General features: G+C 69.1%; 42 protein-coding genes. 40 read left to right on the forward strand and 2 right to left on the reverse strand.

The genetic code is table 11. From position 1 onward, the window contains the following. Positions 1-24 precede the first annotated feature (24 nt). The 5 genes from AC5P1B_RS08200 to AC5P1B_RS08220 all read left to right on the forward strand — a co-directional run bounded on the left by AC5P1B_RS08200 (position 25) and on the right by AC5P1B_RS08220 (position 1973). Positions 25-207, forward strand: coding sequence for a zinc finger domain-containing protein (locus tag AC5P1B_RS08200; RefSeq protein WP_493885911.1), 183 nt, complete (start codon positions 25-27; stop codon positions 205-207). Between the two features lie 56 nt (positions 208-263). Next, complete coding sequence (locus tag AC5P1B_RS08205) at positions 264-518, forward strand: hypothetical protein (RefSeq protein ID WP_493885912.1); 255 nt, start codon at positions 264-266, stop codon at positions 516-518. Continuing rightward, the gene (locus AC5P1B_RS08210; protein ID WP_493885913.1) at positions 508-1290 is read left to right on the forward strand and encodes a hypothetical protein; all 783 of its coding nucleotides are present in this window, start codon (positions 508-510) and stop codon (positions 1288-1290) included. The genes AC5P1B_RS08205 and AC5P1B_RS08210 overlap by 11 nt, the downstream gene beginning before the upstream one ends. After that, on the forward strand, positions 1291-1509 hold the full coding sequence (locus AC5P1B_RS08215) for a hypothetical protein (RefSeq protein ID WP_493885914.1): 219 nt from the start codon (positions 1291-1293) through the stop codon (positions 1507-1509). Positions 1510-1793: 284 nt separating this feature from the next. Further along, positions 1794-1973: a hypothetical protein gene (locus AC5P1B_RS08220; protein WP_493885915.1), complete on the forward strand. Its 180-nt coding sequence runs from the start codon at positions 1794-1796 to the stop codon at positions 1971-1973. A gap of 50 nt (positions 1974-2023) precedes the next feature. Here the strand turns inward: AC5P1B_RS08220 and AC5P1B_RS08225 are convergent, their stop codons facing one another. Continuing rightward, positions 2024-2326, reverse strand: coding sequence for a hypothetical protein (locus tag AC5P1B_RS08225; protein WP_493885916.1), 303 nt, complete (start codon positions 2324-2326; stop codon positions 2024-2026). Positions 2327-2522: 196 nt separating this feature from the next. On the opposite strand from AC5P1B_RS08225, the gene AC5P1B_RS08230 reads away from it, so the two are divergent. From AC5P1B_RS08230 to AC5P1B_RS08330, 21 genes are all read left to right on the forward strand, one after another. Then, entirely contained in the window at positions 2523-2678 is a 156-nt protein-coding gene (locus tag AC5P1B_RS08230; protein WP_493885917.1) for a hypothetical protein, read from the forward strand. Further along, complete coding sequence (locus AC5P1B_RS08235; RefSeq protein ID WP_493885918.1) at positions 2675-2995, forward strand: hypothetical protein; 321 nt, start codon at positions 2675-2677, stop codon at positions 2993-2995. The genes AC5P1B_RS08230 and AC5P1B_RS08235 overlap by 4 nt, the downstream gene beginning before the upstream one ends. Then, positions 2992-3150, forward strand: coding sequence for a hypothetical protein (locus AC5P1B_RS08240; protein ID WP_493885919.1), 159 nt, complete (start codon positions 2992-2994; stop codon positions 3148-3150). Before AC5P1B_RS08235 ends, AC5P1B_RS08240 begins: the two co-directional genes overlap by 4 nt. After that, the gene (locus tag AC5P1B_RS08245) at positions 3147-3443 is read left to right on the forward strand and encodes a hypothetical protein (RefSeq protein WP_493885920.1); all 297 of its coding nucleotides are present in this window, start codon (positions 3147-3149) and stop codon (positions 3441-3443) included. The genes AC5P1B_RS08240 and AC5P1B_RS08245 overlap by 4 nt, the downstream gene beginning before the upstream one ends. A 165-nt stretch (positions 3444-3608) precedes the next feature. Further along, positions 3609-5081 carry a hypothetical protein gene (locus tag AC5P1B_RS08250; protein ID WP_493885921.1) on the forward strand — a complete coding sequence of 491 codons (1473 nt, stop codon included), beginning with the start codon at positions 3609-3611 and terminating at the stop codon, positions 5079-5081. After that, the gene (locus AC5P1B_RS08255; RefSeq protein ID WP_493885922.1) at positions 5078-5830 is read left to right on the forward strand and encodes a hypothetical protein; all 753 of its coding nucleotides are present in this window, start codon (positions 5078-5080) and stop codon (positions 5828-5830) included. Before AC5P1B_RS08250 ends, AC5P1B_RS08255 begins: the two co-directional genes overlap by 4 nt. A 26-nt stretch (positions 5831-5856) precedes the next feature. Next, positions 5857-6243 carry a hypothetical protein gene (locus tag AC5P1B_RS08260; RefSeq protein WP_493885923.1) on the forward strand — a complete coding sequence of 129 codons (387 nt, stop codon included), beginning with the start codon at positions 5857-5859 and terminating at the stop codon, positions 6241-6243. Positions 6244-6247: 4 nt separating this feature from the next. Further along, complete coding sequence (locus tag AC5P1B_RS08265; protein WP_493885924.1) at positions 6248-7060, forward strand: hypothetical protein; 813 nt, start codon at positions 6248-6250, stop codon at positions 7058-7060. A 91-nt stretch (positions 7061-7151) separates the two neighbouring features. After that, on the forward strand, positions 7152-7415 hold the full coding sequence (locus tag AC5P1B_RS08270; RefSeq protein WP_493885925.1) for a hypothetical protein: 264 nt from the start codon (positions 7152-7154) through the stop codon (positions 7413-7415). A 119-nt stretch (positions 7416-7534) separates the two neighbouring features. Further along, complete coding sequence (locus tag AC5P1B_RS08275) at positions 7535-7696, forward strand: hypothetical protein (RefSeq protein WP_493885926.1); 162 nt, start codon at positions 7535-7537, stop codon at positions 7694-7696. 250 nt (positions 7697-7946) lie between these two features. After that, a complete protein-coding gene (locus AC5P1B_RS08280; protein ID WP_493885927.1) occupies positions 7947-8156 on the forward strand; it encodes a hypothetical protein in 210 nt (69 codons plus the stop codon). A 144-nt stretch (positions 8157-8300) separates the two neighbouring features. Beyond that, the gene (locus tag AC5P1B_RS08285; protein ID WP_493885928.1) at positions 8301-8681 is read left to right on the forward strand and encodes a hypothetical protein; all 381 of its coding nucleotides are present in this window, start codon (positions 8301-8303) and stop codon (positions 8679-8681) included. Positions 8682-8814: 133 nt separating this feature from the next. Beyond that, positions 8815-9201 (forward strand): hypothetical protein, encoded by a 387-nt coding sequence (locus AC5P1B_RS08290; RefSeq protein ID WP_493885929.1) that lies wholly within the window; start codon positions 8815-8817, stop codon positions 9199-9201. A gap of 144 nt (positions 9202-9345) precedes the next feature. Next, complete coding sequence (locus tag AC5P1B_RS08295) at positions 9346-9726, forward strand: hypothetical protein (RefSeq protein ID WP_493885930.1); 381 nt, start codon at positions 9346-9348, stop codon at positions 9724-9726. Between the two features lie 149 nt (positions 9727-9875). Further along, positions 9876-10247 carry a hypothetical protein gene (locus AC5P1B_RS08300; protein WP_493885931.1) on the forward strand — a complete coding sequence of 124 codons (372 nt, stop codon included), beginning with the start codon at positions 9876-9878 and terminating at the stop codon, positions 10245-10247. A gap of 146 nt (positions 10248-10393) precedes the next feature. Next, the gene (locus AC5P1B_RS08305; RefSeq protein WP_493885932.1) at positions 10394-10789 is read left to right on the forward strand and encodes a hypothetical protein; all 396 of its coding nucleotides are present in this window, start codon (positions 10394-10396) and stop codon (positions 10787-10789) included. A 215-nt stretch (positions 10790-11004) separates the two neighbouring features. Continuing rightward, positions 11005-11385 carry a hypothetical protein gene (locus AC5P1B_RS08310; protein ID WP_493885933.1) on the forward strand — a complete coding sequence of 127 codons (381 nt, stop codon included), beginning with the start codon at positions 11005-11007 and terminating at the stop codon, positions 11383-11385. Positions 11386-11534: 149 nt separating this feature from the next. Continuing rightward, entirely contained in the window at positions 11535-11939 is a 405-nt protein-coding gene (locus AC5P1B_RS08315) for an HNH endonuclease (protein WP_493885934.1), read from the forward strand. After that, complete coding sequence (locus AC5P1B_RS08320; protein WP_493885935.1) at positions 11936-12187, forward strand: hypothetical protein; 252 nt, start codon at positions 11936-11938, stop codon at positions 12185-12187. Before AC5P1B_RS08315 ends, AC5P1B_RS08320 begins: the two co-directional genes overlap by 4 nt. Positions 12188-12302: 115 nt before the next feature. Then, positions 12303-12782, forward strand: a complete 480-nt coding sequence (locus tag AC5P1B_RS08325) for a phage terminase small subunit P27 family (RefSeq protein WP_493885936.1) — start codon at positions 12303-12305, stop codon at positions 12780-12782. Then, positions 12754-14541, forward strand: coding sequence for a terminase large subunit (locus tag AC5P1B_RS08330; protein ID WP_493885937.1), 1788 nt, complete (start codon positions 12754-12756; stop codon positions 14539-14541). Before AC5P1B_RS08325 ends, AC5P1B_RS08330 begins: the two co-directional genes overlap by 29 nt. Here the strand turns inward: AC5P1B_RS08330 and AC5P1B_RS08335 are convergent. Continuing rightward, positions 14528-14734, reverse strand: coding sequence for a hypothetical protein (locus tag AC5P1B_RS08335; protein WP_493885938.1), 207 nt, complete (start codon positions 14732-14734; stop codon positions 14528-14530). The two genes, AC5P1B_RS08330 and AC5P1B_RS08335, sit on opposite strands and share 14 nt — an antisense overlap. Positions 14735-14769: 35 nt before the next feature. Between AC5P1B_RS08335 and AC5P1B_RS08340 the strand changes: the two genes are divergently transcribed. From AC5P1B_RS08340 to AC5P1B_RS08405, 14 genes are all read left to right on the forward strand, one after another. Continuing rightward, the gene (locus tag AC5P1B_RS08340) at positions 14770-14991 is read left to right on the forward strand and encodes a hypothetical protein (RefSeq protein WP_493885939.1); all 222 of its coding nucleotides are present in this window, start codon (positions 14770-14772) and stop codon (positions 14989-14991) included. Then, the gene (locus tag AC5P1B_RS08345; protein ID WP_493885940.1) at positions 14991-16913 is read left to right on the forward strand and encodes a phage portal protein; all 1923 of its coding nucleotides are present in this window, start codon (positions 14991-14993) and stop codon (positions 16911-16913) included. The genes AC5P1B_RS08340 and AC5P1B_RS08345 overlap by 1 nt, the downstream gene beginning before the upstream one ends. A 13-nt stretch (positions 16914-16926) precedes the next feature. Then, positions 16927-17841, forward strand: a complete 915-nt coding sequence (locus AC5P1B_RS08350; RefSeq protein ID WP_493886187.1) for an HK97 family phage prohead protease — start codon at positions 16927-16929, stop codon at positions 17839-17841. Between the two features lie 6 nt (positions 17842-17847). Continuing rightward, positions 17848-19176, forward strand: coding sequence for a phage major capsid protein (locus tag AC5P1B_RS08355; protein WP_493885941.1), 1329 nt, complete (start codon positions 17848-17850; stop codon positions 19174-19176). A 16-nt stretch (positions 19177-19192) separates the two neighbouring features. Further along, the gene (locus AC5P1B_RS08360) at positions 19193-19405 is read left to right on the forward strand and encodes a hypothetical protein (protein WP_493885942.1); all 213 of its coding nucleotides are present in this window, start codon (positions 19193-19195) and stop codon (positions 19403-19405) included. Continuing rightward, positions 19405-19824, forward strand: coding sequence for a hypothetical protein (locus AC5P1B_RS08365; protein WP_493885943.1), 420 nt, complete (start codon positions 19405-19407; stop codon positions 19822-19824). Before AC5P1B_RS08360 ends, AC5P1B_RS08365 begins: the two co-directional genes overlap by 1 nt. Continuing rightward, on the forward strand, positions 19814-20365 hold the full coding sequence (locus tag AC5P1B_RS08370) for a head-tail connector protein (protein ID WP_493885944.1): 552 nt from the start codon (positions 19814-19816) through the stop codon (positions 20363-20365). The genes AC5P1B_RS08365 and AC5P1B_RS08370 overlap by 11 nt, the downstream gene beginning before the upstream one ends. After that, positions 20365-20724: a hypothetical protein gene (locus AC5P1B_RS08375; RefSeq protein WP_493885945.1), complete on the forward strand. Its 360-nt coding sequence runs from the start codon at positions 20365-20367 to the stop codon at positions 20722-20724. Before AC5P1B_RS08370 ends, AC5P1B_RS08375 begins: the two co-directional genes overlap by 1 nt. 9 nt (positions 20725-20733) lie before the next feature. Next, positions 20734-21012, forward strand: coding sequence for a hypothetical protein (locus tag AC5P1B_RS08380; protein ID WP_493885946.1), 279 nt, complete (start codon positions 20734-20736; stop codon positions 21010-21012). After that, the gene (locus tag AC5P1B_RS08385) at positions 21009-21431 is read left to right on the forward strand and encodes a hypothetical protein (RefSeq protein ID WP_493885947.1); all 423 of its coding nucleotides are present in this window, start codon (positions 21009-21011) and stop codon (positions 21429-21431) included. The genes AC5P1B_RS08380 and AC5P1B_RS08385 overlap by 4 nt, the downstream gene beginning before the upstream one ends. A 57-nt stretch (positions 21432-21488) precedes the next feature. Next, entirely contained in the window at positions 21489-22259 is a 771-nt protein-coding gene (locus AC5P1B_RS08390; RefSeq protein ID WP_493885948.1) for an Ig-like domain-containing protein, read from the forward strand. An 81-nt stretch (positions 22260-22340) separates the two neighbouring features. Beyond that, positions 22341-22688, forward strand: coding sequence for a hypothetical protein (locus AC5P1B_RS08395; RefSeq protein WP_493885949.1), 348 nt, complete (start codon positions 22341-22343; stop codon positions 22686-22688). Then, positions 22685-23041 (forward strand): hypothetical protein, encoded by a 357-nt coding sequence (locus AC5P1B_RS08400; protein ID WP_493885950.1) that lies wholly within the window; start codon positions 22685-22687, stop codon positions 23039-23041. The genes AC5P1B_RS08395 and AC5P1B_RS08400 overlap by 4 nt, the downstream gene beginning before the upstream one ends. 161 nt (positions 23042-23202) lie before the next feature. Next, complete coding sequence (locus AC5P1B_RS08405; protein WP_493885951.1) at positions 23203-23466, forward strand: hypothetical protein; 264 nt, start codon at positions 23203-23205, stop codon at positions 23464-23466.

A 23466-nucleotide genomic window follows, 5' to 3' on the forward strand; every position in this document is an offset into this window, starting at 1 on the left:
CGGGCCCCAACCACTGGAGACCCGATGCCCCGTACACACGACCCACGCCGCGAGCCCACCATTTACCACCCTGAGCTGATGGTCACCTGCCGGCACTGCGGCAGCGTCGCCGGAGCCCCGTGCACCCGCGACCGAGGAACACGGCAGTGGCACGACGGTGTGCACCGTGCCCGCAAGACCGACTACCGCAACCGCCTCGCCCGCTGACCACCTGGCCGCCCCCAGCCCGAGAGCGGCCGGGCCCCAACCACCGGAGACCACCGATGACCGCCATGGATGAACTCGCCCGCACCCGCACCGAACTCCGCGACGCCATCACCAGGGGCAAGCCCGGCCGACACGCCGAGGACCGCGCCCACCACCTCGTGGACGAACACCAGGCCGCACTCAAAACGGTCCTCGCTCACCGGCTCGCCGAGGAGATCCGCGAAGCCGGTAGCCACCTCGGCCACAACACCAACCTGGCGTACCGCCGGGCCGCCGACCTCATCGACCCGGAGACCCGCCGTGACCACTAACCCCAGCGCGCTGCTGCGCGCCGCAGCCACCCGCCTCCGCGACCTGGCCACCGCCATCGCCCCATCGGCCGCGTCCTTGGAACCCACGATGACGGGCCGCTCGCACGCGAAATCCGTGCAGTCCTGGACGCGGCAGTCCAGCACGGAGACCCGGAGGCCGGCCGTGACCACTGACCCCGCGGGCCAGATCGCCACCCACCTCGACGCCCTCACCCGACACGTCGACCTCCTGACGACGCACGTCCGACGCGCCGCCGACGCCCTGACGACGCCCGCCGACAGCCTGACTCGCATCCGCGCCATGGCACCCGCCATCATCGAGCAAGAGCGACAGGCGGCCCACGCCGAGGAAGCCAAGGCGCGCAACAGAGACCTCCTCGAAGCTCACGACATGCGCCGCAAGGCCCTCGCCCACGCCATCAACATGACGCTCTGCCGCAACTGGGAGCAGCTCATCGAGGGCGCGACGCGACTCCACAAGACCACGTCTGAGCGGATGGCCGACGCCCAGACAGCCACCACCCGCGCAGAACAGGCCGAGGCGACCATCGAACGGATGAAGCGCACCAACCGCATGGTCAACGGCGGGGCGCGCCAAGCCCGGGAACGCGCCGAGCAGGCCGAAGCCGCCATCACCCGGGCGCACGCCGAGTGCGACGCCATCGATCGCGACCGCGAACGGCTCGACAGCGAGTCCTTCGGCGACGGATACGCCGACGCTGTCGCCCGCATCCGCGCCGCCCTCGACCAGCCGACCACCACGGAGGACTGAATGGCCTACGCTCGCCCCTTCCTCGTCCACCTGCCCGACGGCCGCACCTGGCAGGGCGCCGCCTTCGCCACCGGCTACGTCTGCGTCCACCACCCTCACGAGCCCAACGCATGGACCCTGGCGATCAGCGTGGACGGCTTCCTCACAGACCGACATTCCGACGACCCGGCACGCGACGCCCGCATCACCTGGGCCAACGAGCCGCCGCCCACCCCCTGAGCATGCGGAAGGGGCGCCCCGACATCTGGCCGGACAGGGGCGCCCACAGCTCATCGTCGTCCACGCATGGGCCAACTCTGCGCGGCCGCGTTGGTTCACTGGCGCGCTGCAACGCGCCCCCGCGCCGCCCTTGAAGCGCACCATCCGCGGCCGCAGGCTGGAAGCAGGAGGTGAAGCAATGGGCGGATACGGAGGGCAGGAGATCCCCCATGCCAACGGCTACGACGTCGGCGGCGAGGAGATCATCAGCGAGCCCGAGCCGGAGGAATCCGAGGAGGACGACGATGGGTAGCCGACGCTGGCGGCCGTCCTCGTTCGATCTGATCCGCCGCGACTTGCCTGAGCAGGTGTCGGAGTACCACGAGCTGATGTGCCCGAAGCACCCCGAGCAGCGCATGCAGCGCATCGCGCGCGCCCGGCTGTTCTGTCCACTCTGCGTCCGCGCGAGCAGCCGCCCCGAGTAGCACAGCACGAAGAAGCCCCCGACGGATCACCGTCGGGGGCTGGTCTCTGCCTACCCAGCAGCAGCGGGCGGGTCCTTCACCGGACGGTTCTTCGTCCCCCGCATGCCCTTCGCGATCTGCTGCGCTCGGGTGAAGTGGACACCCATGATGTCGCCGATCTCCTGCCAGGTCTTGCCCTGCTCGCGCAGGTTCAGGACACGCTGCTGCCGGAGTTCCCGCAGGCGCGCGTGATGGGCAGGCCACTCATCGAGGACTTGGGTTACGGCCTTCGCGCATGCCTCGTCGTCGCCGATCCGCTCCAACGCGTCGATGGCTTCCAAGAGCCGCTGCACCTCCTTGGATTGGTCTGCCACTCCTACTCCCTCCACAGCGTGAGGGCGCGGCACGACCTCATGTTAGACCCTAGGGTCTTGCGCCACTAGACCCCAGGGTCTAACGTGCTGAGGCAAGGAGACCACGCACCTCGGTTTCCAGCGCAGAACGGCCCCGGTCGGGCTCTCACACACCGGCCGGGGCCAGCCGTCCACCTGCATCACCAGGAGGAAAGCCATGTCGGATCGTACCGACCACACCCCGCCCCAGACCCCCACCGCACGCCACGTACTCGCCGTCGGCAGCATCCGCCGCCACAGCGGCCGAGCGATCACCGTGTTCGTCACCAAGGACGGCATCACCGGCACCAGCCGACCGGCGGTGACCCGATGAGCGCCTCGACCCTGGCCCAGCAGCAACCCCAGCTCGACGCGCTCAGCGAGATCATCCGCGCCTTCGGCCACCTGCCCAGCGCCACCTTCGCCCTCAGCGACATCTTCCCGCAACGGCTTGAGATCAGCCTCCACGAGGACCTGAACGACTTCGAGACGTGGTGCCAGGTCCTAGGCGTCTCCCGCCCCGACGTCACCTACGCCGAGTCCTCCGGCCACATGCGTCTGCAAGCCGTGACGCGCTTCGCTGGCGCCGACATCCAGCTGACCGGCTTCGCCCCACCCCTGCCCACCCGCGAAGACGGGGGCGAGTCGTGAGCGACCACACCACGCCGCCCGCCGCCGACCGGCCGCGCACTGACCTCGACGACTACCACGACCACCAGGCGACGTGCGAGGACAAGGCCGCCGAGATCCGTGACGCCCGCGCGTACGCCCACGGCCACGGCAACGAGGCCGGTGGTGCCCAGTGAGCGAGCACTTCGCCGCCCCCGTCGCGGACCTGCTGCACGCCGTCCGCGAGGCCATCGACATTCCCTACCCCGCCACCGCCGCCGACGCCGAGGTGCGTGACCGGCTGCTCGCCGACCGGGCCATGCACGCCGTCATCGCCCTGGCCGGAGCCCTGGATGGCGATTGCCCCCTCGGCGTCGAGTGGACCACTCGCTACCTGCGCGAGTGCCTGGCCGAGCACCCGCCCACCGGCTACCGGCACGCGGGCGCTCCCTCGCCCCAGGGCAACAACGCTGGCGGTGGCGCGCAGTGAGCGCCGAGCCGGAGCCGCAGCACGAGCGGCCCACCAGCCACCAACAAGCCCGCACACCCCCGCCCCAGCATCCCGAGCTGCCCCACCGGCTCCCCGGCGCCCACCTCTAACCCCGCCGGACGGGCCCCTCACCCGGGCCCGTCCACATCCTCGGGAGCACCTTCCATGGACACCAGCACCCTCATGGGCTGGGCCACCACGCACCCCTACCCGTCCGCCATCGCTTCGGCCGCCGTCGTGCTGACGGCTGTCGGCGGCACCTGGGGCGTGATCCACGCGGTCCGCCGCGCGTCCCTGCCGCCCGTGTCCGTCGTCGTCGCTGCCATCGCGGCCGCCGCATGCACCGCGTACAGCGCGGACACCAGCTGGCGGTTCGCCGCACACCGCCTCGGCATGGCAGACACCGTCGAACGCGCGGCAATGTTCGCCGCGGCCGAACTCGCCCTCATGGCTTGCGCTCTCATGGCCCGCGCCAACATGCGCGCCACCGCAACCGAGACCCACGCCGGATCACCCGGCGTACCCGGGATGCTGGTCTGGGTCATCACCGGCGTGCAGATCATCCCCGCGTACAGCGAGTCCGGCATGGTCGGCGGCACCGTCCGGGCGATGATCGGCCCCGTTCTCGCCGCGCTGCTCTGGCATATGGCGATGGGTCTGGAGCTGCGGCTGATCCGGCCCGGCGCCCTGTCCTCCGGACTGCCCGCCCAGATCGCCCGCGAGCTCCGCGAGCGCCTGCTGTCCCGCCTCGGCCTCTCCGTCCGGGACCGTACCGCGGAGCAGATCTCACGTGACCGCGCGACCGACCGAGCCGTCCAGCTCGCCGCGCGCCTCGCACTCCAGGACCCCGACACACGGCGCGGCCGCCGCACCGCGCGCCGCCTCGCGGCCGCCGTCGCCCGCGCACATGTGGGCTCCGACCCGGCCCAACGGCACCGCCTCATGCAGCTCCTCGCCGCACGCCGCGCCGCACCCACACTCGCCACCGTGCGCCTGCCCTCCCCGTGGGAGCCCGAGCCCGGACCGGTACAGCCGCGCACCCCAGCCGCACTCGCACACCAAGCCCTCACCAAGATGGACCCTCTCGAGGCTGTACAGCAGGTGCACGCGGCGAACCCGGGCCTGCACCCGGCCGCACTCGCCAGCCTGCTGATGGCGCACGGGGTGGTCGTCTCCGAGCAGATGGTCCGCGTCGCGACCGGCGCTGGAAACCCGGCCCGCACCCGACCGCAGAGTGCAGCCGCACCCGCGAACCTGCTTGTCCTGGACGTACGCACCGAGCCCGAGGTGCACCCCGAGGTGCGCGCACCCGAGTACGTCGCCGCCGCAGGTCACGGCCGAGGCGCGGTCCACGCTCGCGTACCCGACGCGCCCGATCCCGAGGCGCCGAGCGCTGCTGACCCCAGCGACACCGCAGCCCGCCCGCCCCAGGACCCGCAGCCGACCAGCGGGCCCGAGTGCACACCACCGGGTGCGCACCCGGACGCACCCGGCCACGGCTGTGACATCCCGCCCGCACTCGTGATTGCCGCCCGCGCACTCGGCCGACCCGCACCCCTCCGCACCCTCAAGGCCGAACTCGGCATCGGACAGGCGCGCGCGCAGCAGCTGCAGAAGCTCACCCGGGGGGACACGTGACTGCCGACCCCGGGGCGGACGAGCTCCGCATCCGTAACCTGCTCCGCCGCCACGGTGTCGGCCCCGACGCCATGCCCCGGCCCACCGTGCCCCCACCGCCCAACCACCCCCCGACCGTGGGCGCAACAGCCACGGCCGAAACCGACGACTGGTGGAACGAGATCTACGCCGGCCCCGGCGCCACCGCGATCCCGCCTGAGCCGGTCGGCGCCGACCGGCTCCCACCACCCGGCCACATGATCGACCTCGCCCCCACACGACCAGTGGACGAACCGGTCGTGCCACCGCGTCCCACGCCACCGCCGACCGCGACGGCTCCCGCACGCGAAGACCCGGAGCAGCCCGAGGAGACGGAGGAGGAGCCCGAGGCGGAAGGAGCCCCCAGCCTCCCCGGTTGGGACCCCCTTCGCCTCGCCGACCGCCTCACCCAAGCCCACCAGCGCACCCCCATCCACCAACGCGCCGCGACCCAACTGGCGAGCGCCACCAAGGCCGCCACCCAGGCCCGGCACCGCCCGGCGCCCAGGCGTGTCGTCTACGGCATCAGCGCTGTCATCGCCCCCTGGTGGATCGGCTGGACGCCGTGGCTCACCAGCGCGCTGACCGGCGCGCCCATCGGCATCAGCGTCGGCGTCATCCTCGTCGGCTGGAGCGTGGACCGCGGCACCGCCCGCAGCGCTGTCCCCCTCGCCTGGCTCGGCCACTGCGCGTACAGCAGCTGCGTTATCGCCGCATTCCTCCACCACTGACCCACCGGCCCGAAGGACCCGCCGCCATGCTGGAGATCGGCCTCCACGGCCTCTCACTCCTCCTCACCGTCATCGTCATCGCCGCGGTCAAAAAGGGCGGCCAAACACTGAGCAGCAGCGCCGGACTCGCCATCGGCGTGGCCATGGGCTACTGCTATGCCCGCACCGGACGCCCCTGGTCGATCCTCGCCGAGAAGGCCCAAGGCATCACCACGTCCGCCGGCAGTGAGTTCGCCGTCGTCCCGGCGGCCATCGCCCTCAGCCTCTACGCCTGGTGGTGGTACACCCGTCCCAAGCTGGCTCTCGCCACCGCCCTGGGCTTCCTGATGATCACCGCCGCTGCCGGGGCCGACGGCCTCTGGAAAGAGATCACCAGCATCATCGGCAGCATCATCACGATCATCGCGGGCTGACACCATGACCAGCCACGACACCGAGTGCCGCGCCGAACAAGCAGGACGAGCGTTCGGCCGGGCCTACACCCAGGCCACCGCCACCCTCGTCACTCCACTCCGCCGCGCCCCCGCGCCTACCTGGCACTGGCGCGCCGCCCACCACGCGGGAAGCCGCCTGCGCCACGCCACCCGCGCGGCCGCCCGCGCTACCGCCCGCCGGGTGAGCGGCGCGCCCCGCCGTCTCGTGAACAGACTCCGCAAACTCCTACGCCCCGCCGCCCCCGACGCCAAGCAGAAAGACGCCAAGCAGAAGCCGAAGAAGCCACTCAAGACACGTGCCGCGTGGGTCGGCGGCAGCCTCTTCCTCGGCTGGTGGGGCTGGACCTGGGCCGCCGAGGAACACGTACTCCCCTGGATCTACAGCGCGGGCGCCACCGCCCTCACGGCAGTGGCCTACGCCGCAGGAGACGACCCCCCACCCACCGAGCCCAAGCCCGCGCCGCCACGCGAGCCCGCCACCACCACTTCCGAATCGCCCACCCCCCACCCCTTGCTGACCCTCTGCGCCAAGCTCACCGGCGCCGCCCGCGGGGTCCATCTCAACGCCCTCGTCCAGCACCTGTATCCGCCCCCCGCCGACCCCCGGCAGGCAGCCGCCGCAGTGCGCGCCGCACTGGCCCAACAAGGGGTCCCCACCCGGGCCAAAGTCCGGGCCCCGAAAGGGGCCATCCCGGGGGCGGCTGAGGGGGTCACCCGCGGGGTGCACCGCGCCGACCTGGAGGCCGTCACCGGACCCCTCCCCGACTACCTCGCCAAGTCCCCCACCCGCCCGTAGCTACACCCGCTACACCCGCGCCCACCTGCGATGTAGCGGCACCCGCTACACCCGTAGCGGCCTCTGTAGCGCTCACCCGAGAGAGCCCTTGATGCCCTACCGATACGAGTGCCACGCCTGTCAGATCCACAGTCAGACCAGCAGCTGGCGCGGCCCCGCCCTCGCTGCCCGTGACACGCATCGCGCCGAGTCCCACGCCGGGATGAGCCCGACCGCCGGTGACCGCGTCCGACACGTGACCCCGAGCGTCCTCGGTCCCGCTCTGGTGATCGCGGTGCTGCTCCTGCTCGCCCTCATCAAGGCCGCCCTGGGCATCGCTCCGGACGACGTCGCCCGCTGGATCGGACTGCTCTGAACCCCTGCACGCACGACCGAAAGGATCAACACGCCCGACCGTCACCAGGCCATCGAGGCCGCAATCACCACCCGAGCCTGACCGTCACCGAAACCCCCGACGACAAGTAGGAGACCGACATGAAGGGCTTCGCCTACATGACCACCGATGAGGTGCACGCCTTCATTCGACGTCAGCGGGAGGCAGTCAAGAGCTGCGAGACCAGCAACCCCCTCAAGGGAGCCGCCCGCGAGGCGATGGACGCGGCCCTGGACGAGCTGAACCAGCGCCGCAGGAGCTGACACCACCACCCCGGGGCGGCCGACTCACTGCCAGGCGACCGACCGCCCCGGACCCATCCCAACCACGAGATAGGAATCTCAGGATGGCATTACGCGAGGACATGCCCATTCGTGACAACGAGCGGTCGGAGGCGGAGCCTCAGCATGCCCGCCAGTACGCGGGCAGTACGGGCGGTTGGAGCCGTCCGGTTGAGCCCTCGCCGGAGCCCAGGTCCAACACTGAGAAGTGAGCAACGAGAGGATGAGTCCCATGAGTGAGCGAGTCGGCGTGAAGGTGTTGTTGCTGTTCGGCGATCAGGCCGAGGTGACTGCGGATGCTCCGGATGCTGCGGAGCCGGTGCGGTATCCGGCGGCGGAGATCGCGGCCGCAGTCGGTGTACCGGTCGCGCAGTTGCCTGGGCTGAGGTTGACGGCTGATGTCGGGTCGGATGATCAGCTGTCCGGGTGGCGGCTGGCGTAGCTGTCGCGGGAGGCCCTGACGTGCTCGAGGTCGGGGCCTTTTCGCCCCCTTGCTGTTGCAATATACTACTCCAGTGCTGTAAGATACTCATTAAGAGGGAAGGGGCCGCGAACCCCAACCCAACACCCAACCGAAAGGACCCCGATGTCCGACACCTTCGACCATGACGCCCACAACACCGTCACGCACATCACCCGGACCTACCGCCTCCTCGCGGACGTCTGCGCCAACCTCCCCCTCCCGATCACCCTCCCCCAGGGCAAGGTCACCAATCTGGACGCCATCCCGGCCATCCGGCGGGTCGTTGACATCATCAATGACGTGCCGATCTCCGAGGAGGACAGGGGGGCACTGTTCGCCGCGTGCGTGTGGTGGCTGGGCGCCAACGACCTGTTCGCCGCGATGGTCGCCACGGAAGACACCCTGCGCGGCACCTGCGCCATGGCGGCGTGCCTCGCGGCTGATGACGCACTGATGTACCTGATCGACTCGCAGGCAGACCCGGGGGAGCCGACCGACGGCTAGCCATCTTCACGCCCCCCGACATCCAGCCGGGGGGCGTTCGCCTATTGCAATCCACTAATCGAGTGCTGTAATCTACTACTCAAGAGGGAAGGGGCCGCGAACCCCAACCCGACACCCAACCGAAAGGGACCACATGTCCGACAATCTGGAAGAGATCACGGCGTCCATCGCCGTCCACCTCAGCGAGAGCTACGGCCTCCTCGTGAGCGTCTGCGCGAACCTGCCGCTCCCGATCACTCTCCCCGCCACCGGCGCCACCATCAGGAGCAGCGACGTCATCCCGGCCATCCGGCGCGTAGTCGACATCATCGACGACATCCCCATCCGCGAACGGGACAAGGCCGCCCTGTACGCCGGGGTCGTCTTCTGGCTCGGCGCGGCGGACCTCCTGGTCCTGACGAGGACGACGGGTGACGTCGTGCGCGGCCACAGCGCCTTGGCTACGGCCATCGCAGCCGAGGATGCCCTGAGCGCACTCGCCGAGTGGCAGCGCGAGGCGGAGGGCCCGACCGACAGCTAGCCGTACCGGCCCCCCGGCATCCAGCCGGGGGGCTTTCCGTCACCCATCTATTGCAAAACACTAATCCACTGCTGTAAACTACTACTCAAGAGGTGAGGGGCCGCGAACCCCAACCCAACACCCACCAACCGGAAGGACCACCCGATGTCCGAGAGCTTCGAAGACGCCGCAGCCCAGGTCGACCAGCAGACACGCGAGACGTACACCCTCCTCCGCCACATCTGCGCCAACCTCCCGCTCCCGATCTCCCTCCCCGAGGAAGTCACATATCTGTCGGAGTCCATCGCGGCGGTCTGCCGGGTGGTGGAGATCGTTGACGAGGTGCCCCTGTCGGAACTGGACAGGGCGACCTTGTACACCGCATGCACTCTGTGGCTCGGCGCCACGGACCTGTCAGCACTGCTGAAGGTCACCCAGGACGGCATGCGCGCCAACTCCGCCCTGACCGCCCTCTGCGTCGCGGATGACGCGCTGGACGTTCTCCGGCAGGCCCTGGGCATCCCGGAGGCCCCCACCAACGGCTGACCGCCAACCACCCCACGGCCCCCCGGCTCAAACCGGGGGGCTTCCCCTCGCTCCAGGTGTTGCAATCTACTCATCAAACGCTGTAAGGTACTCATTAAGAGGGAAGGGGCCGCGAACCCCAACCCCCACCCAACCGAAAGGACCACCCAATGTCCGACAACGAAGACCAGAACGCAGCCGCAATGGCCGAACACCTCGGCCTCACCTACGGCGCACTCGCCAGCGTCTGCCTCAACCTCCCCGTACCGGTGACACTGCCCACCGGCCGAGTCACCGCCCAGGAGGCCACGGCAGCCCTCACCCGACTCATCGAAATCACCCAGGAACAGCCCATGCCGGAGAGCCAGATCATCAACCTCCAGATGGCGTGCTGCGGCTGGATGAGCGCCACCGAACTGGTAGAGCTCACCGCCACCAGCCACCGGCCGTACCGACTCCAGGGAGCCCAGATGCTGCTCATCCAGACAGACGGCGCCCTGATCGACATCACCCGCTGGATCAAGGCAAACATCAAGCACTAACCAGCACAACGCCCCCCGGCACCCAGCCGGGGGGCACCCCCGCACCAACAAAAAGGGACCGGCGGGGCCGGGCCGAAGCCCTCAAGGCCGAAGCCCTGTCGCGAAACCCACACCGGTCACCACCCAGCCAGAAAGGCCAGACCAACATGGTAGCCCCCATCGGCGAGACCGTAGCCGAGATCGCAACCCGCACCGGACGACCGATCACCACCGTCCGCAACACCTGGACCCGCCACCCCCACTGGCCCAAACACATCAACAAGCGCGGCCGCTGGCTCGAGTACGACCCAGCCGACATCGACGCATTCATCCGCGACCACATCGACCGAGCCGCTGTCGACCTCGAGCCACACCGCCTCTACACCGCCCAGCAGCTCGAGGCGGCAGGCATCGGCATCAAGGCATCAACCATCCGCGCCGACCTGACACGCCGCCGCTGGCCCGAACCCGACTCCGCCGACGACGGCGCCAACCGCTGGTACGGCGCCACCGTCTCCCACCACCTCAAGACACGCCAGAGCTACCGCCGCAAGACCCGATGACCCGAACGCGCCTCTTCGAACGCTTCCTTGATTTCAGCCACACCATCACGCATGATCAGGGCATGCCCGGCGTGCCCGGACAAAGATCGCTCCGCTTCAGCCCTCGCCAGCCACCCCGGCGAGGGCTGAAACATGCACAACCCGACTCCGGGAAACCCACCACCACACGCCCCGCCACACGCCATCATGAGCCCCACACCACTCGAGGGGGCCACGTGTTCGGCAGCAAGAAGACACCCGAGGAAAAAGCCGCAGCCAAGCGCGCCAGCCAAATCCGCGCAGCAGGCGCCGCAACCGGCGTAAACGTCCTCGGCGGCAAGTTCCACCAGCCCGGCCAGACCCCCATCCCCGTCGACGGCTCCCGCGTCACCATCGAACTCGGCGAGACCGCACGGAAGCGCATCACCGCCACCCGAGTGGCCCTCATCGGCATCTTCGCCCTCTGGGCCAAGAAGGACATGCAGCAGCTCTTCCTCACCATCGAGCACCCCGATGGCGTCCTCCTGGTCCCCGTGCCCGCACGCAAAGAAGCACAAGCGCGCGTGTTCGCCACCATGGTCAACGGCGAAGCCACCGGCGTGACAAAGACGGAATAGCGACACCCACACTCGAGGCGCACGAACATGCTGACCGAGCTCCTGCACACCATCGCAGGGCGATGCCCGACCCACGACAAGCCTTCGCCCTGCCGCATCGCACACCAGGACGCCTGGCGACCCTGATCCCGGGGAGGTGCCGCGTGCCGATGGCTCCGCCCTCCCGCTGCACCGACCCCGAGTGCCACGACCTCGCCACCAAGGGATCACGCTGCGACGAACACCAGCCCATCCCATGGCGAGGACGCGACAACAAGGCCGAGCGATACGGCATCAGCTCAGGCGAATGGCGCACGCTCAAGCGCAAGATCACCAAACGCGACAACGGATGCTGCTACATGTGCGGAGCCGAACCCGTCGACCCCGAGCTGTACGACGAGGACAACCGCACCACGTGGCCACACGAACTCGACCACGTCATCCCCATCAGCGAAGGCGGAGCACGCCGCTCCCTCGACAACCTCGGCCTCGCCTGCGTCACCTGCCACGACGCCAAGAGCAAGGCAGAGGCCGCTCGAGCCAACGCCCGCCGTCACAGAAGGAGCTCAACGTGAGCGAGGACCGAGAGGACCGACCGGACGAGGTACGGCACTCCCGCCGCTTTGTCAGCCGTCACCCGGAGCGACCTGACATCCACGGCGTCCAGTTCCCCTCCGGCCGCGTCATCGCCGACGATCCACGTACCGGGCTCGTCGCTGCCATCGGACCCGAGCATCTGGACGGTGACGACGGCCTCGCAGCCGTCATGTGGGCCGACGAGTCACCCTCCCCGGGGGTAGGGGTGTCGCAATCACCAGCTTGATCGTCTTGGGGCCCGCCGCGGTCAACTCGGAACACGTCGTCTCAGAATAAATTTCGGGCGATGGGCCCCCGGGGCAGTCACGCTGAGTAAATATGCTGGGCAGGGGGTGATCGCCGTGGGGCGTACCGCCCAGCCCGCCACCCTGAAGCTGATCAGTGGGCGCGGCAACGGCACCGACTCCGGCGGCCGTAAGGTGAACCAGGGGCCGGCCTTCCGCCGCATCGCCCCGAACCCGCCAACATGGATGAGCGCCGAGGCGAAGGCCGAGTGGAAGCGGGTCGCGCCCGGCCTGCAGCGCCTAGACCTCCTCAAGGAAGAGGACCGGGCGACGCTCGCCGCGTACTGCGAGACGTGGTCCCAGTTCGTCACGGCCACCCGCACGGTCACCGCCGAGGGCATCACCTCCGAGGTCACCACCATCAGCGCCTCCGGGAGTGAGACGACGCGTACCGTCCCGCACCCGGCGGTGGCGATCGCTCGGTCCGCTGGCCGCGAGCTCCGGGCGTACGCCGCGCAATTCGGCCTGACCCCCTCAAGCGAGCAGGCCCTGGCAAGAGGGGCCGACGATGGCGAGGACGACAACCCCTTCGCGTAGCTCACGCAAGCCGCGCAAGCCCAAGGCCGCGCCGCGCACCGACACGGCGGAGATGCCGGACCAGGAGACGCTGGACCGGCTGAAGCTCAGCCCCGAGGTCGCCTGGTATCTGGCCTCGCGCGGCATCCCGCTGCCGGACTGCCCGCCGCTGATCCAGACGCCGTCGCCTGGCGAGGCCCCCGGCGCAGTTTTCGACCCGGACCGTGTCGACAAGGTCGTCAACGCGTTCTCCAGATTGCGGCACACCAAGGGGCAGTGGGCGGGGCAGCCATTGCGGCCGGACCCGTGGCAGGTTGCGTACGTCATCGCCCCCGTCTTCGGGTGGGTGCACTGGGACGACGACGCGGACGGGTACGTCCGGGTCGTCTCCGAGCTGTACGTGGACGTGCCGCGCAAGAACGGCAAGAGCACGTTGTGCGGCGGCATCGCGATCTACATGACGTGCGCGGACGATGAGCCCGGCGCCGAGGTCCTCGCGGCGGCTACGACGAAGGATCAGGCAAGGTTCGTTTTCGACCCGGTCAAGCGGCTTGCCGAGTCGGCGCCCGCGCTAAAGGGCCACGTCAAGCCGCTCAAGGACAAGATCCTCCACCCGCGTAGCGGCTCGTACTTCCAGGTCATCAGCAACGTCGCCGACGCGCAGCATGGTGCGAACCTGCACTGCTACGTCTGCGACGAGCTGCACATCCACAAGAGCCCGGACATGCTGGAGACGCTGGAGTCCGGCACCGGCTCCCGCCGCCAGCCGCTCGGCGTGGTGATCACGACCGCCGACACCGGTAAGCGCGAGACCCCGTACGACAACAAGCGGCGGCGCGTCGAGCAGTTGGCGCGCCGTGTCCTGCACGACTGGTCCCTGTATGGGGTGATCTTCGCCGCGCCGGACGACGCCGACCCGCACGTCGAGGCGACGTGGCGCGCGGCCAATCCCGGGTTCGGTGTGTCACCGACGCGCGCGTACGTGGCCAAGGCGTCGCGCAAGGCAGCCTCCTCACCAGCAGACCTGGCCTCTTTCATGCAGCTTCACCTGGGCATCCGTACGCGGCAGGACGGCAAGTTCCTGCCGATCGCGGCGTGGGACCGCAATGCGGGCATGGTCGACGAAAGCGCGCTGCACGGCAGGCAGACTTGGGGCGGGCTGGACCTTGCCGCGACGTCCGACCTGTGCGCGCTGTGCTGGCTGTTCCCGAACGACGAGGACGGCACGCTGGATGCGCTGTGGCGATTCTGGACGCCGGAGGACAACCTCGCGGCCCTGGACAAGCGGACGGCCAAGGCCGCGAGCAGGTGGGTACGCGAGGGCTGGCTGACCAAGACCCCGGGCAACGTCGCCGACTACGACTGGATCAAGGAGCAGATCCGCAAGGACCGCGACGTCTTCCGCGTCCGGTCGATCGGCTACGACCCGTGGAACGCCAGCCAGTTGACCAACGATCTGATGAGTGAACGCGCCAACCTGGTCAAGGTACGGCAGGGCTTCCAGACCTTGTCGCCGGTGTTGAAAGAGACGCAGCGGCTAATCCTGCAGGGCACTCCGGAGCTGACCGTGCTGCGGCACGGCGGGCATCCAATCGTCCGCTGGTGTGTCGACAACCTCGCTGTCGTCATGGACCCGTCGGGCAACGTCAAGCCCGACAAGGCCAATTCCGGCGACAAGATCGATGGGGTGAGCGCGCTACTCACTGCCATGGCCGAGGTCATCGCCAGGCCCCCGCGCCGGAAGTCCCGGTACGCGGATGACGAAATCATGGTCGTGTAGCGCGCCGCTGTTGCGCGCACCAGGTGTGGCCGCAGCCGATGATCCCTGGGTCGCTGTGGTCCGCGATCAGGTCGCCCGAGGCCGCGCTCAGTTCCATGCCCAAACCGGCCTCCAACTCGCGGATGAGCTTGGGTGACGCGCGGTCGTGCATGGGGCAGCGGCCAGCGATCCAGTTCAGCAGATCGTTCATCACGCCGCCACGGTAGCGGCCCAGCGCAGGAGGTGGCCGTGTTCGCGTGGCGCCGTACGGCGGTCCGCCGCCGAGTCGTGATCAACCTGGTCGACAAGGCTTTCAGCGGAGTGCTGTGGGCGAAACGCGGCCCCCTCCTGGTCCTCCGAGACGCGGATCTGCTCGAGACCGGCCGCACCCCGCAACCGGTCGACGGCGAGGTCGTCATCGAGCGGACGAAGGTGGAGTTCATCCAGGTCCTCGCGGGCGGAGGCAGCTGATGGCGTTCGTGGTCAGCTCCGGCGAGCTCGCAACGACCGGGGCCGGAGTCACCCACGGGTACGCGGCGATGTCACTGCGAGCAGCCCCGTGGGAGTACAAGACGATCTGGCGCACCCAGCCCCAGGTCCGAACGGTCATCGGATTCATCGCGCGGAACATCGCCCAACTCGGCATCCACACCTTCCGGCGGGTGAGCGACACCGACCGCGAGCGGCTGCGGGATCATCCGCTGGCGCAGCTGCTCGCCAATCCGCTGCCCGGGATGACGCAGTACCGGTTCATTGAGCGGATCGTGAGTGATCGCGCGCTGTACGACAACTTTTTTGGGATCAAGCTGAAGCTCAACAACCAGCTGCGGATTCTGCCGGTGCCACCGACGCTGATCCGACCGTACGGCGGGAACTGGATTCGCCCTGAGTACTTCGAGACGGCGGGCGGGCGGCACTTCGCGCCAGATGAAGTTATCCACATCCACGGCTACTCGCCGACCGACCTGACGTACGGCGAGTCGCCGATTGAGTCTCTGCGGGAGCTGATCCTCGAGTCCTCGGAGGCGGCCAAGCAGCGGTCGGCGATGTGGAAGGGCGGGGCCCGTATGACCGGCGTCCTCGTCCGGCCAGCGGAGGCCCCCGAGTGGAGCAAGGAAGAGAAGCGGCGCTTTCGGGAGATGTGGCGCAGCTTCTCCTCCGGTGGTGGCGCTGAGGGCGGCACGCCGATTCTCGAGGACGGCATGGACTACAAGGCTGTCGGTTTCAATCCCGAGCAAGCCCAGTACATCGAGGCCCGCAAGTTGAATCGGGAGGAGTGTGCCTCCGCGTATTACATCCCGCCGCCGCTCATCGGAATCCTCGACCACGCCACCTACAGCAACATCAAGGAGCAGCACGCCCACCTGTACCAGGACACGCTGGGCCCGTGGACGGTCGACCTGCAGCAGGAGTTCGTGGCGCAGATCCTTCCCGACCTGCCTGGCAACAACTCGGATGTGTACTGCGAGTTCAACGTCGAGGCAAAGATGCGTGGCGACTTCGAGTCGCAGGCCGCTGCCGCGTCGACCGCGACGGGCGGACCGTGGATGACGGTGAACGAGACCCGGGCGCGGAACAACCTGCCCGCCGTCGAGGGCGGCAACAGCCTGATCGTGCCGCTCAATGTCACCCAGGGCGGCCTCGCCAACCCCAGGGACACGGCCCCGAAGGCGCGCGGCCTGCCGCGTAGAAAGGCGAGCGGCAGGCCCTCGAGCATCGGCACCTTCGCGTCTGAGCGCGATGCCCTCGAGAAGACTCTCGCCCGGTTCAGCGAGCGGCAGGCCGATGGGCTGCTCGCCGCGGCCGGAGCGAAGGCCGACGACGGGATGCCCGACCTGCTCGAGCTGTGGGCGGCCGGATCTGAGGACCGGCTCGCGCAGCTGCAGGCGCTGCTGGCCCACCACGGGTATCGGCTCGCGCAGGTGGGCGCCTGGGAGGTCCTGGACGTCCACAATCCCGAGGCCGAGGGCTGGTCGGCCGATGTGATGCTCGCCTGGGTTCTCGCGGCTGCTGAGACGCATGCGGCGCAGCACGAGGAGTCGGGCCGGGAGGCCCTCGCCAAAGTGCAGGAGGAGGGCGGCGACGGCTGGCGGGAGGCCCTGCAGACGGCTGCGGTTGCGTGGGGCACCGCGGCCGCTGCACGGGCTCTCACCGCCTCCACCGAACTTCGCTCCTTCGGAGGTCACGACGCCGCTGGCGCGAGCGGTCTGACCCAGAAGATTTGGCGCACCGGCGGGACCAACCCGCGTGCCTCGCACAAGGCGCAGAACGGCGAACAGGTCGCTCTCGGCGACGTGTTCGGCAACGGCCTGCGCTGGCCCGGTGACGGCAAGGGCCGCACCGAAGAACTCGTCAACTGCAACTGCGCTCTCGACTATGCGAAGGAGGTCTGACGCCGTGCGCACCATGGAAGTGACCGCCAAGGTCAAGGCGGCAGGCGTCGCCGACGGCCTGGCCGAGGGACAGTTCGTCGCGATCGTCTCCGTCTTCGACAACGAGGACACGTATGGCGACGTCGTCCGCCCGGGCGCCTTCACCCAGACCCTGGCGGACTGGGCAGCCAAGGGTGACGACATTCCCGTCATCTGGTCCCACCAGTGGTCTGACCCTTTCGCTCACATCGGACACGTCGTCAAGGCAGCCGAGACCCTCGACGGCCTGGAGGTGCTCGGGCAGATCGACGACCTCACCGGCGACGACGAGAACCCGACCGCCAAGCAGGTGTACCGCCTGCTCAAGGGGCGCAGGGTCACACAGTTCTCCTTCGCCTACGACATTCCCAACGGGGGCGGCGCCTGGGTCAAGGACGACGACCACCGCTGGGGCGGCTACTACGAGCTGCGCCAGCTCGACCTGCATGAGGTCGGCCCGTGCCTGCTCGGCGTGAACCGCGAGACCGAGCTCCTGGCCGCGAAGGCCGAGCGCCTGGCCGTCGGTGCCAAGGCCGGCCGCGTCCTGTCACAGAAGAACTTCGCCTCCCTCACCGCGGCGTACGAGTCGATCGGTGAGGTCCTCGCCGCGGCGGAGCCTGAGAAGGCCCGCCCTGCGGCAACCCCCAAGAACGCCCCCGAGACGCCCGGCCAGCCCGGCCCTGCGGCAGCCAGCGGCGACACGCCGCCCGCTCAGCCCCCAGAGCCCGCGCCCGCCCAGGACACCCCGGAGAACACCCCCAGCAAGTCCGACAGCAGCACCGAGGAAGAGACCACGCCGGGCCCCCGCGAAGCGCCGTCCACGGACGACGCCGCCAAGGCCGGTGCCGACTCTGCCCGTCTGCGTTCCGGCCTCGAGCTCCTGGAGCTCGAGGTCTCGCTCACGGAATGAGGAGACATGGCCAAGACCATCAAGGAACTGACCGAGGAAGCGAAGCAGCACCTCCTCAAGGCGCGGGAGATCACCGTCCGCGCCGAGGAGGACGGCGAGCGCAACTTCACCGAGGCTGAAGCCAAGGAGCTTCGCGACCTCATGTCCAAGGCCACGGCGGCCAAGGCAGCGATCGAGGGGCTGAAGGGCGACGCTGAACTGAAGCGGACGCTGGAGGAGCTGGGCGACGACATCGCCCTGAACGCCAAGACCGACGAGCAGGGCAAGCGGCAGACCGCATCCGGCTTCCAGCTGCCCGACAAGGGCAAGAGCCTCGGCGCTCAGTTCACCGAGTCGGCTGAGTACAAGGGGCTGCTCGCCCAGGCGCCCAACGGCGCTTTCGCGAAGAACCAGCGCGTCCAGTCCGAGATGTTCGGCGTCAAAGCGCTGGTCACCGGCGGCTCCGACACCTCCGGGGGCGCCTTGGTCCAGAACGACTGGCGCGGCCCGCAGGTCGGCCTCGATGCCTTCCAGCGGCCGCTGCAGCTGCGGGACGTCGTCACCCCGGGCACCACCACATCGGACACGGTGGAGTACGTGCGCGTCACCTCCGTGACGAACGCAGCGGCCCCGGTGCCGGAGGCGACCAGCTCGGCGGCACCGACCGCGCCGGGCGGTGCGGGCGCGCTCGTGAATGCGGCGGGTGGCGGCTACAAGCCCGAGTCGGGCGTGGCCCTGGCGAAAGTCACCACGGCGGTCAAAACGATCGCGCACTGGATGCCCGCAACCAAGCGGGCACTGTCGGACGCCGCGCAGGTCAGGACCTTGATCGACGCGTTCCTCCTGTACGGCTTGGAGGAGGAGCTCGAGGATCAGATGATCCAGGGCGACAACACCGGCGAAAACTTCGAGGGCCTCTCGAACGTGTCCGGTGTTCAGGCGCAGCCCTTCGACACCAACCTCCTCGTCACCTACCGCAAGGCGAAGACGAGGGTACGCACCGTAGGTCGTAGCCGCGCGAACGCGTATCTGATCAACCCGGTGGACCTCGAGGCCCTGGACCTCCTGCAGGACAACGAGGCGCGCTACTACTTCGGCGGCCCGGCCGGTGCCGGTATGGCGACGCCGCTGTGGAACCTGCCGGTTGTCGAGACCGAGGCCGTGCCGCAGGGCACCGCGTACGTCGGCGACTTCCGGAAGGCAGTCCTGTGGGACCGCGAGCAGGCGACCATCCAGGTCACTGACAGCCATCTGGATTTCTTCGTCCGCAACCTCGTGGCGATCCTCGCCGAGATGCGCGCGGCGTTCGGTGTCCTGCAACCGTCCGCGTTTGTCGAGATCGACCTGACCGCCTGATCGGAGGTAACCCCCTATGCCGTACCTCAACCCCGGGGCAGGCAAGGCTCGCGAGGGCAGCCAGGCAGCCGCCTCCGCAAACGCGGCTGCCATGACCACCACGGTGGCCGCCGGCGCGAACCCGACCAAAGCCGAGTTCGACAAGGTCGTCACTGACCTCGGTGTCCTGCGTGCCGCACATAACGATCTGCTGGCCAAGCTGCGTACGGCTGGCCTGCTGGCGTCCTGATGTTGTTCACCCATCGCACGGCCAAGGGACGGTGTCCGTGCGGCGTCGAGAACGCGGCGTGCGGCCCGCCGTCCACCGCTGTGCCGGTGGACCAGATCATCGAGGAGGTGGCCGCTGTGGGCGGGCCCCTGAAGAAGTACCGCATCGTCTCACCGAGCGGTGTCGAGACCGTGATGAAACTGAACGAAAGTGACGCTGAGCGCAGCGGCCTGACCGATACCGACCTGGTAGGTGAGCATGGGCCCGCCCCTCTGGCCCTGCCGGACGGCGATTCCGACACGGGTTCTACGAGCGAGGACGGCGGCGATCCGGGGCCGGGCGGTGAGAAGGCGGCGAGCGGTCCGAACAAGGCCCGCACGGCGGCGGCGAATAAGGGGCGCTCGCCGCGAGGCAAGGGCGGTGCGGGTGGTGGCGGCTGACGACTATCTCGCCGACCCCGAGGAGCTCGCCGTCTGGCTCGGCCGACCGGCTGATGACCTGAAGCTGTTGGCCTCGCTGACCGCTGCGAGTCGTCGGTTCCGGGGCGCGGTCGGGCATCGGGTGACCTTGGTCGCCGACGACGTGGTGACGCTGGACGGCAACGGCCGCCGGTCGCTGCTGCTACCGGTGTGGCCGGTCACAGCTGTGACCGGGGTGCTGCTCGACGGGACCGCTCTGGTGGAAGGCACGGACTATTCCTGGTCGGACACGGGCGTACTGCGGCGGCTGAGCTGCGCGTGGCCGGACCGGCTGCGGTGCCTGCGGGGGACGTACAGCCACGGCTGGGCTGTGGTGCCGGAGGACATCCAGGAGGTCGTCATCGATCAGGCGCGGACCATCGACACGGTGGTGCCGGGCATCCAGAGCAAGACGGTCGGCGGGCAGTCCGTCACGTTCGGGGCGCAGGCCGCGATCGGCGTGACGGACCAGTGGCAGAAGGCCGTCGACCGGCACAAGGTCCGCACGTCGGGGGACGCGTGATGTTCTTCTTCGACTCCCTCGTGCGGGTACGCGCGGGGACACAGGTGGACCGGGGCGGGAACACCGTGGCCGATTGGTCCCCCGGGGCGGTTACCCGTCTAATCGTGGAGCACCTGAACGTGCAACCGAACGGGGCACCCGGTGCCGCCTCAGAGGCGACGACGGTTGAGCGCACGGTGGTAGTCACCGGCTGGCGGGTGCAATCCGCGCCCGGCACCGCACCGGATATCCGCGCAGTGGACCGCGTCGAGTGGGACGGCATGACGCTGGAGATCGAAGGCGAAGTCGGGCGCTGGCCCGACCCCCTCACCGGGGCTGTGCATCACGTCGAGTTCACCATGACCCGCGCCACCGGATAGGAGGCTGCCGTGCTGGAGGAGCTGCGCCTGGACGCCGAGGGCATCCGCGAGGTGCTCAAGGGCCAGGCTGTCCGCGAGGTGATCGACGGCCTGGCCGACGACATCGCCGCGAACGTGCGGGCTGCGGAGCCGCGGGCGACCGTGTCAGTCCGCCAGTACACGACGGACCGCGGAGCCGCGACCGTGACGGTGGAGGACGTACGAGCCATGGCGTGGCAAGCACGTGACGGGCTGCTCACCAGGGCGGCCGGCCGCACCGGGCTCGAAGTCAAGGCGTGGCAGCGATGACCAAACCCTTGGTCGTCTTCCCGGACGTGCAGTCCGCCGGGGCTGGGGTGCTCCGTACGGCTCTGGCAGGGCGGTCGGAGCCGTACGCAGCGGGCACGACGGTCGGCACGCGGGTACCGGGCGACCGGTCGCCGGAGCTGGAGCGCCTGCCGTACGTGATGGTCCGCAAGGACTCCGACCTGCCGCACTCGTCCATGGCCAACTCCCGGTGCACGCTGCGGGTGACCGTGTGGCATGCCGACCCGGACCAGGCGCATGACCTGGCGATGCTCTGCCAGGGCCTCCTCCTGGTCCACTCCGGGCCCGTGATCCGTGGTTGCCGACCGGCGACCGGCCCACTTCCTGCTGTCGATGACCCGAGCGGTATTGACCTGAACACGCTGACGGTGCTCGCTAACGTCCGGCCACAACTGGTCTGACCTGCGCAATAGCTGAACCGCGACGCCCACTCACCCTGAACGAGAGGAGGGCGCCGCATGTCCGGCGACCCGACGAAGGCAAACTTGTGGACGGACGCCGACGTGTACGTCGCGTTCGACATCTCTACCCCCAACCCGGTCAACGCCGAGACGCCGTTCGGTGCGGGCTGGGCCCTGGTCGGTCTGCTCGACGGTGACGAGGGTTTTCCCGAGAGCAGGGACGAGGACACGGACGACAAGTTCGCGTGGGGCGGCATCTTGGTCAGGACAAGCCGCCAGCACTTCAAGCTCACGAAGAACTTCACCGCGCTGGAGGACAACGCGACGACCAGGCGCCTGGTGTGGCCTGGCTCGACCGCGACGAAGATCAAGGTGCCGCGCCCGGAGCAGGTCAAGGTCGCCTTCGAAACGCGTGAGGGCGACAAGGTCAGGCGCTTGATCACCAGCCTGTACGCGGAATGCTCGCTCGACGGGGACCATGGTGAGAACGAAACCGACCTGGAGTCGGCCACGATCGCGTGCAGCATCTTCCCGACCGCCGCCGGTGATCTCTTCGACCGGCAGGACACACCAGTGCTCTCCTCGATCAGTGTGACTCCGGCGACCCTCAGCGTGGCTGACACGGAGATCGAGGCGCTGACCGCGACGGCAACGTACTCGGACGCATCGACCGCCAATGTCACGGCGCAGGCGTCGTGGTCGTCGTCGGCCCCGGCGATCGCCACCGTCTCGGCCGGGTTCGTGACGGGTGTGGACCCGGGCAGTGCCACGGTCACCGCGTCGTACCAGGGGCAGACCGACACCTGCGCCGTGACCGTCACGGTGTAGCCCAACTGCCGGGGCGCGGGTGTTCGTCGCGGTTCGGCCGCGCCCCGGTACCACCCGAACCGCGACCGTGAGGGGGCGCCCGTGCTGGAGTACAGCGATGCGCAGATCCATGCCAAGGCCGTCCATCTGGGCCTGGTCAGCGAGACCGAAGAGGTGCCGCGCCACCTGCGCAGTCGGGTCGTGGCGGCCCTCGCCCAAGAGGCGCCTCGTCCCGTCGAGTCATCGGGAACCAAGGCGGTGCCGATCGCGAAGACGATCAGCATCCAGCCCGGCGCCATCGAGATCGACGGCCAGCCCTTCCCCTGGATCGTGCAGGGCGAATGCATGGAGGTCACCCTCCAGCCGGACGGCTCCGGCACGGTCCGCCTGACCATTCCCACCCGCAGCATCCAGATCACCCAACCGCAAGAGAGCGAGCAACCGCGATGACCACCCGAACCGCGACCAAGCGCGCCACCCCAGATGACCAGCCCTTCGATTTCAATCTGGATGCCGCACAGGCAGAGGCCGAGCTCACACCCTTCCGGGTCCACTGGGATGGCCGCCGCTGGGAGTTGAAGCACGCCGAGGAACTCGACGTGTGGAAGCTCATGACGCATGCCGACGGCGGTGACACCGGCTCCGTGCTCGGTGTCCTCCAGACAGCTCTCGGTGCCGAGCAGTGGCCCGACTTCAAGAAGATCGACATGCCGCAGTACAAGATCAAGGCCCTGTTTGAGGCGTACAAGAAGCACTGTGGCTTGGGGGAACCGGGGGAATCAGGGGCCTCGTCCAGCTCCTGAGAGAGCACGGCGAGGCCGTCCAGGCTGACCTGCGCAGCCACTACGGCATCAGGCTCAGCGACCTGTTCCGCCGGGACTCGACCGGCTGCCCGCTGCTGACGTGGCGGGAGCTCCGCGGCTACATTCGGCAGCTCCCGCCCGATGCGCGGACTCGTCTCGCGATGGGCGACACGGACGGCGTGTGGGGACTCCAAGAGCACCTGACCGCGATCGCCATCGATGAGCTGCGGGTCGCGAACTGGCAGAGATCGAACGAGGGTGTGAAACCCAGCAAGCAGACGAAGCCGCCGCGTCCTGTCGACCGGCCGGGCTCCGGCCGCAAGACGCTGGACAAGAACAGCCCGGAGCGCGTCGCGAAGCGGAAGGCCGCGCTGGAGCGCGCGGCAGGCCATCGCAGCAGGCCGCATCACCTGACAACTCCATAG

The organism is Streptomyces sp. A01 (assembly GCF_059026195.1).

Bases quoted from the DNA above. Each gene is read 5' to 3' on its own strand.
- AC5P1B_RS08230 (WP_493885917.1), top strand. From the start codon at position 2,523: ATGTCGGATCGTACCGACCACACCCCGCCCCAGACCCCCACCGCACGC.
- AC5P1B_RS08220 (WP_493885915.1), top strand. From the start codon at position 1,794: ATGGGTAGCCGACGCTGGCGGCCGTCCTCGTTCGATCTGATCCGCCGC.
- AC5P1B_RS08375 (WP_493885945.1), top strand. From the start codon at position 20,365: ATGTTCTTCTTCGACTCCCTCGTGCGGGTACGCGCGGGGACACAGGTG.
- AC5P1B_RS08305 (WP_493885932.1), top strand. From the start codon at position 10,394: ATGGTAGCCCCCATCGGCGAGACCGTAGCCGAGATCGCAACCCGCACC.
- AC5P1B_RS08330 (WP_493885937.1), top strand. From the start codon at position 12,754: ATGGCGAGGACGACAACCCCTTCGCGTAGCTCACGCAAGCCGCGCAAG.
- AC5P1B_RS08235 (WP_493885918.1), top strand. From the start codon at position 2,675: ATGAGCGCCTCGACCCTGGCCCAGCAGCAACCCCAGCTCGACGCGCTC.
- AC5P1B_RS08215 (WP_493885914.1), top strand. From the start codon at position 1,291: ATGGCCTACGCTCGCCCCTTCCTCGTCCACCTGCCCGACGGCCGCACC.
- AC5P1B_RS08405 (WP_493885951.1), top strand. From the start codon at position 23,203: ATGGGCGACACGGACGGCGTGTGGGGACTCCAAGAGCACCTGACCGCG.
- AC5P1B_RS08280 (WP_493885927.1), top strand. From the start codon at position 7,947: ATGAGTGAGCGAGTCGGCGTGAAGGTGTTGTTGCTGTTCGGCGATCAG.
- AC5P1B_RS08390 (WP_493885948.1), top strand. From the start codon at position 21,489: ATGTCCGGCGACCCGACGAAGGCAAACTTGTGGACGGACGCCGACGTG.
- AC5P1B_RS08315 (WP_493885934.1), top strand. From the start codon at position 11,535: ATGGCTCCGCCCTCCCGCTGCACCGACCCCGAGTGCCACGACCTCGCC.
- AC5P1B_RS08275 (WP_493885926.1), top strand. From the start codon at position 7,535: ATGAAGGGCTTCGCCTACATGACCACCGATGAGGTGCACGCCTTCATT.
- AC5P1B_RS08290 (WP_493885929.1), top strand. From the start codon at position 8,815: ATGTCCGACAATCTGGAAGAGATCACGGCGTCCATCGCCGTCCACCTC.
- AC5P1B_RS08365 (WP_493885943.1), top strand. From the start codon at position 19,405: ATGTTGTTCACCCATCGCACGGCCAAGGGACGGTGTCCGTGCGGCGTC.
- AC5P1B_RS08300 (WP_493885931.1), top strand. From the start codon at position 9,876: ATGTCCGACAACGAAGACCAGAACGCAGCCGCAATGGCCGAACACCTC.
- AC5P1B_RS08285 (WP_493885928.1), top strand. From the start codon at position 8,301: ATGTCCGACACCTTCGACCATGACGCCCACAACACCGTCACGCACATC.
- AC5P1B_RS08355 (WP_493885941.1), top strand. From the start codon at position 17,848: ATGGCCAAGACCATCAAGGAACTGACCGAGGAAGCGAAGCAGCACCTC.
- AC5P1B_RS08360 (WP_493885942.1), top strand. From the start codon at position 19,193: ATGCCGTACCTCAACCCCGGGGCAGGCAAGGCTCGCGAGGGCAGCCAG.
- AC5P1B_RS08295 (WP_493885930.1), top strand. From the start codon at position 9,346: ATGTCCGAGAGCTTCGAAGACGCCGCAGCCCAGGTCGACCAGCAGACA.
- AC5P1B_RS08205 (WP_493885912.1), top strand. From the start codon at position 264: ATGACCGCCATGGATGAACTCGCCCGCACCCGCACCGAACTCCGCGAC.
- AC5P1B_RS08350 (WP_493886187.1), top strand. From the start codon at position 16,927: ATGGAAGTGACCGCCAAGGTCAAGGCGGCAGGCGTCGCCGACGGCCTG.
- AC5P1B_RS08345 (WP_493885940.1), top strand. From the start codon at position 14,991: ATGGCGTTCGTGGTCAGCTCCGGCGAGCTCGCAACGACCGGGGCCGGA.
- AC5P1B_RS08385 (WP_493885947.1), top strand. From the start codon at position 21,009: ATGACCAAACCCTTGGTCGTCTTCCCGGACGTGCAGTCCGCCGGGGCT.
- AC5P1B_RS08250 (WP_493885921.1), top strand. From the start codon at position 3,609: ATGGACACCAGCACCCTCATGGGCTGGGCCACCACGCACCCCTACCCG.
- AC5P1B_RS08200 (WP_493885911.1), top strand. From the start codon at position 25: ATGCCCCGTACACACGACCCACGCCGCGAGCCCACCATTTACCACCCT.
- AC5P1B_RS08260 (WP_493885923.1), top strand. From the start codon at position 5,857: ATGCTGGAGATCGGCCTCCACGGCCTCTCACTCCTCCTCACCGTCATC.
- AC5P1B_RS08400 (WP_493885950.1), top strand. From the start codon at position 22,685: ATGACCACCCGAACCGCGACCAAGCGCGCCACCCCAGATGACCAGCCC.
- AC5P1B_RS08270 (WP_493885925.1), top strand. From the start codon at position 7,152: ATGCCCTACCGATACGAGTGCCACGCCTGTCAGATCCACAGTCAGACC.
- AC5P1B_RS08265 (WP_493885924.1), top strand. From the start codon at position 6,248: ATGACCAGCCACGACACCGAGTGCCGCGCCGAACAAGCAGGACGAGCG.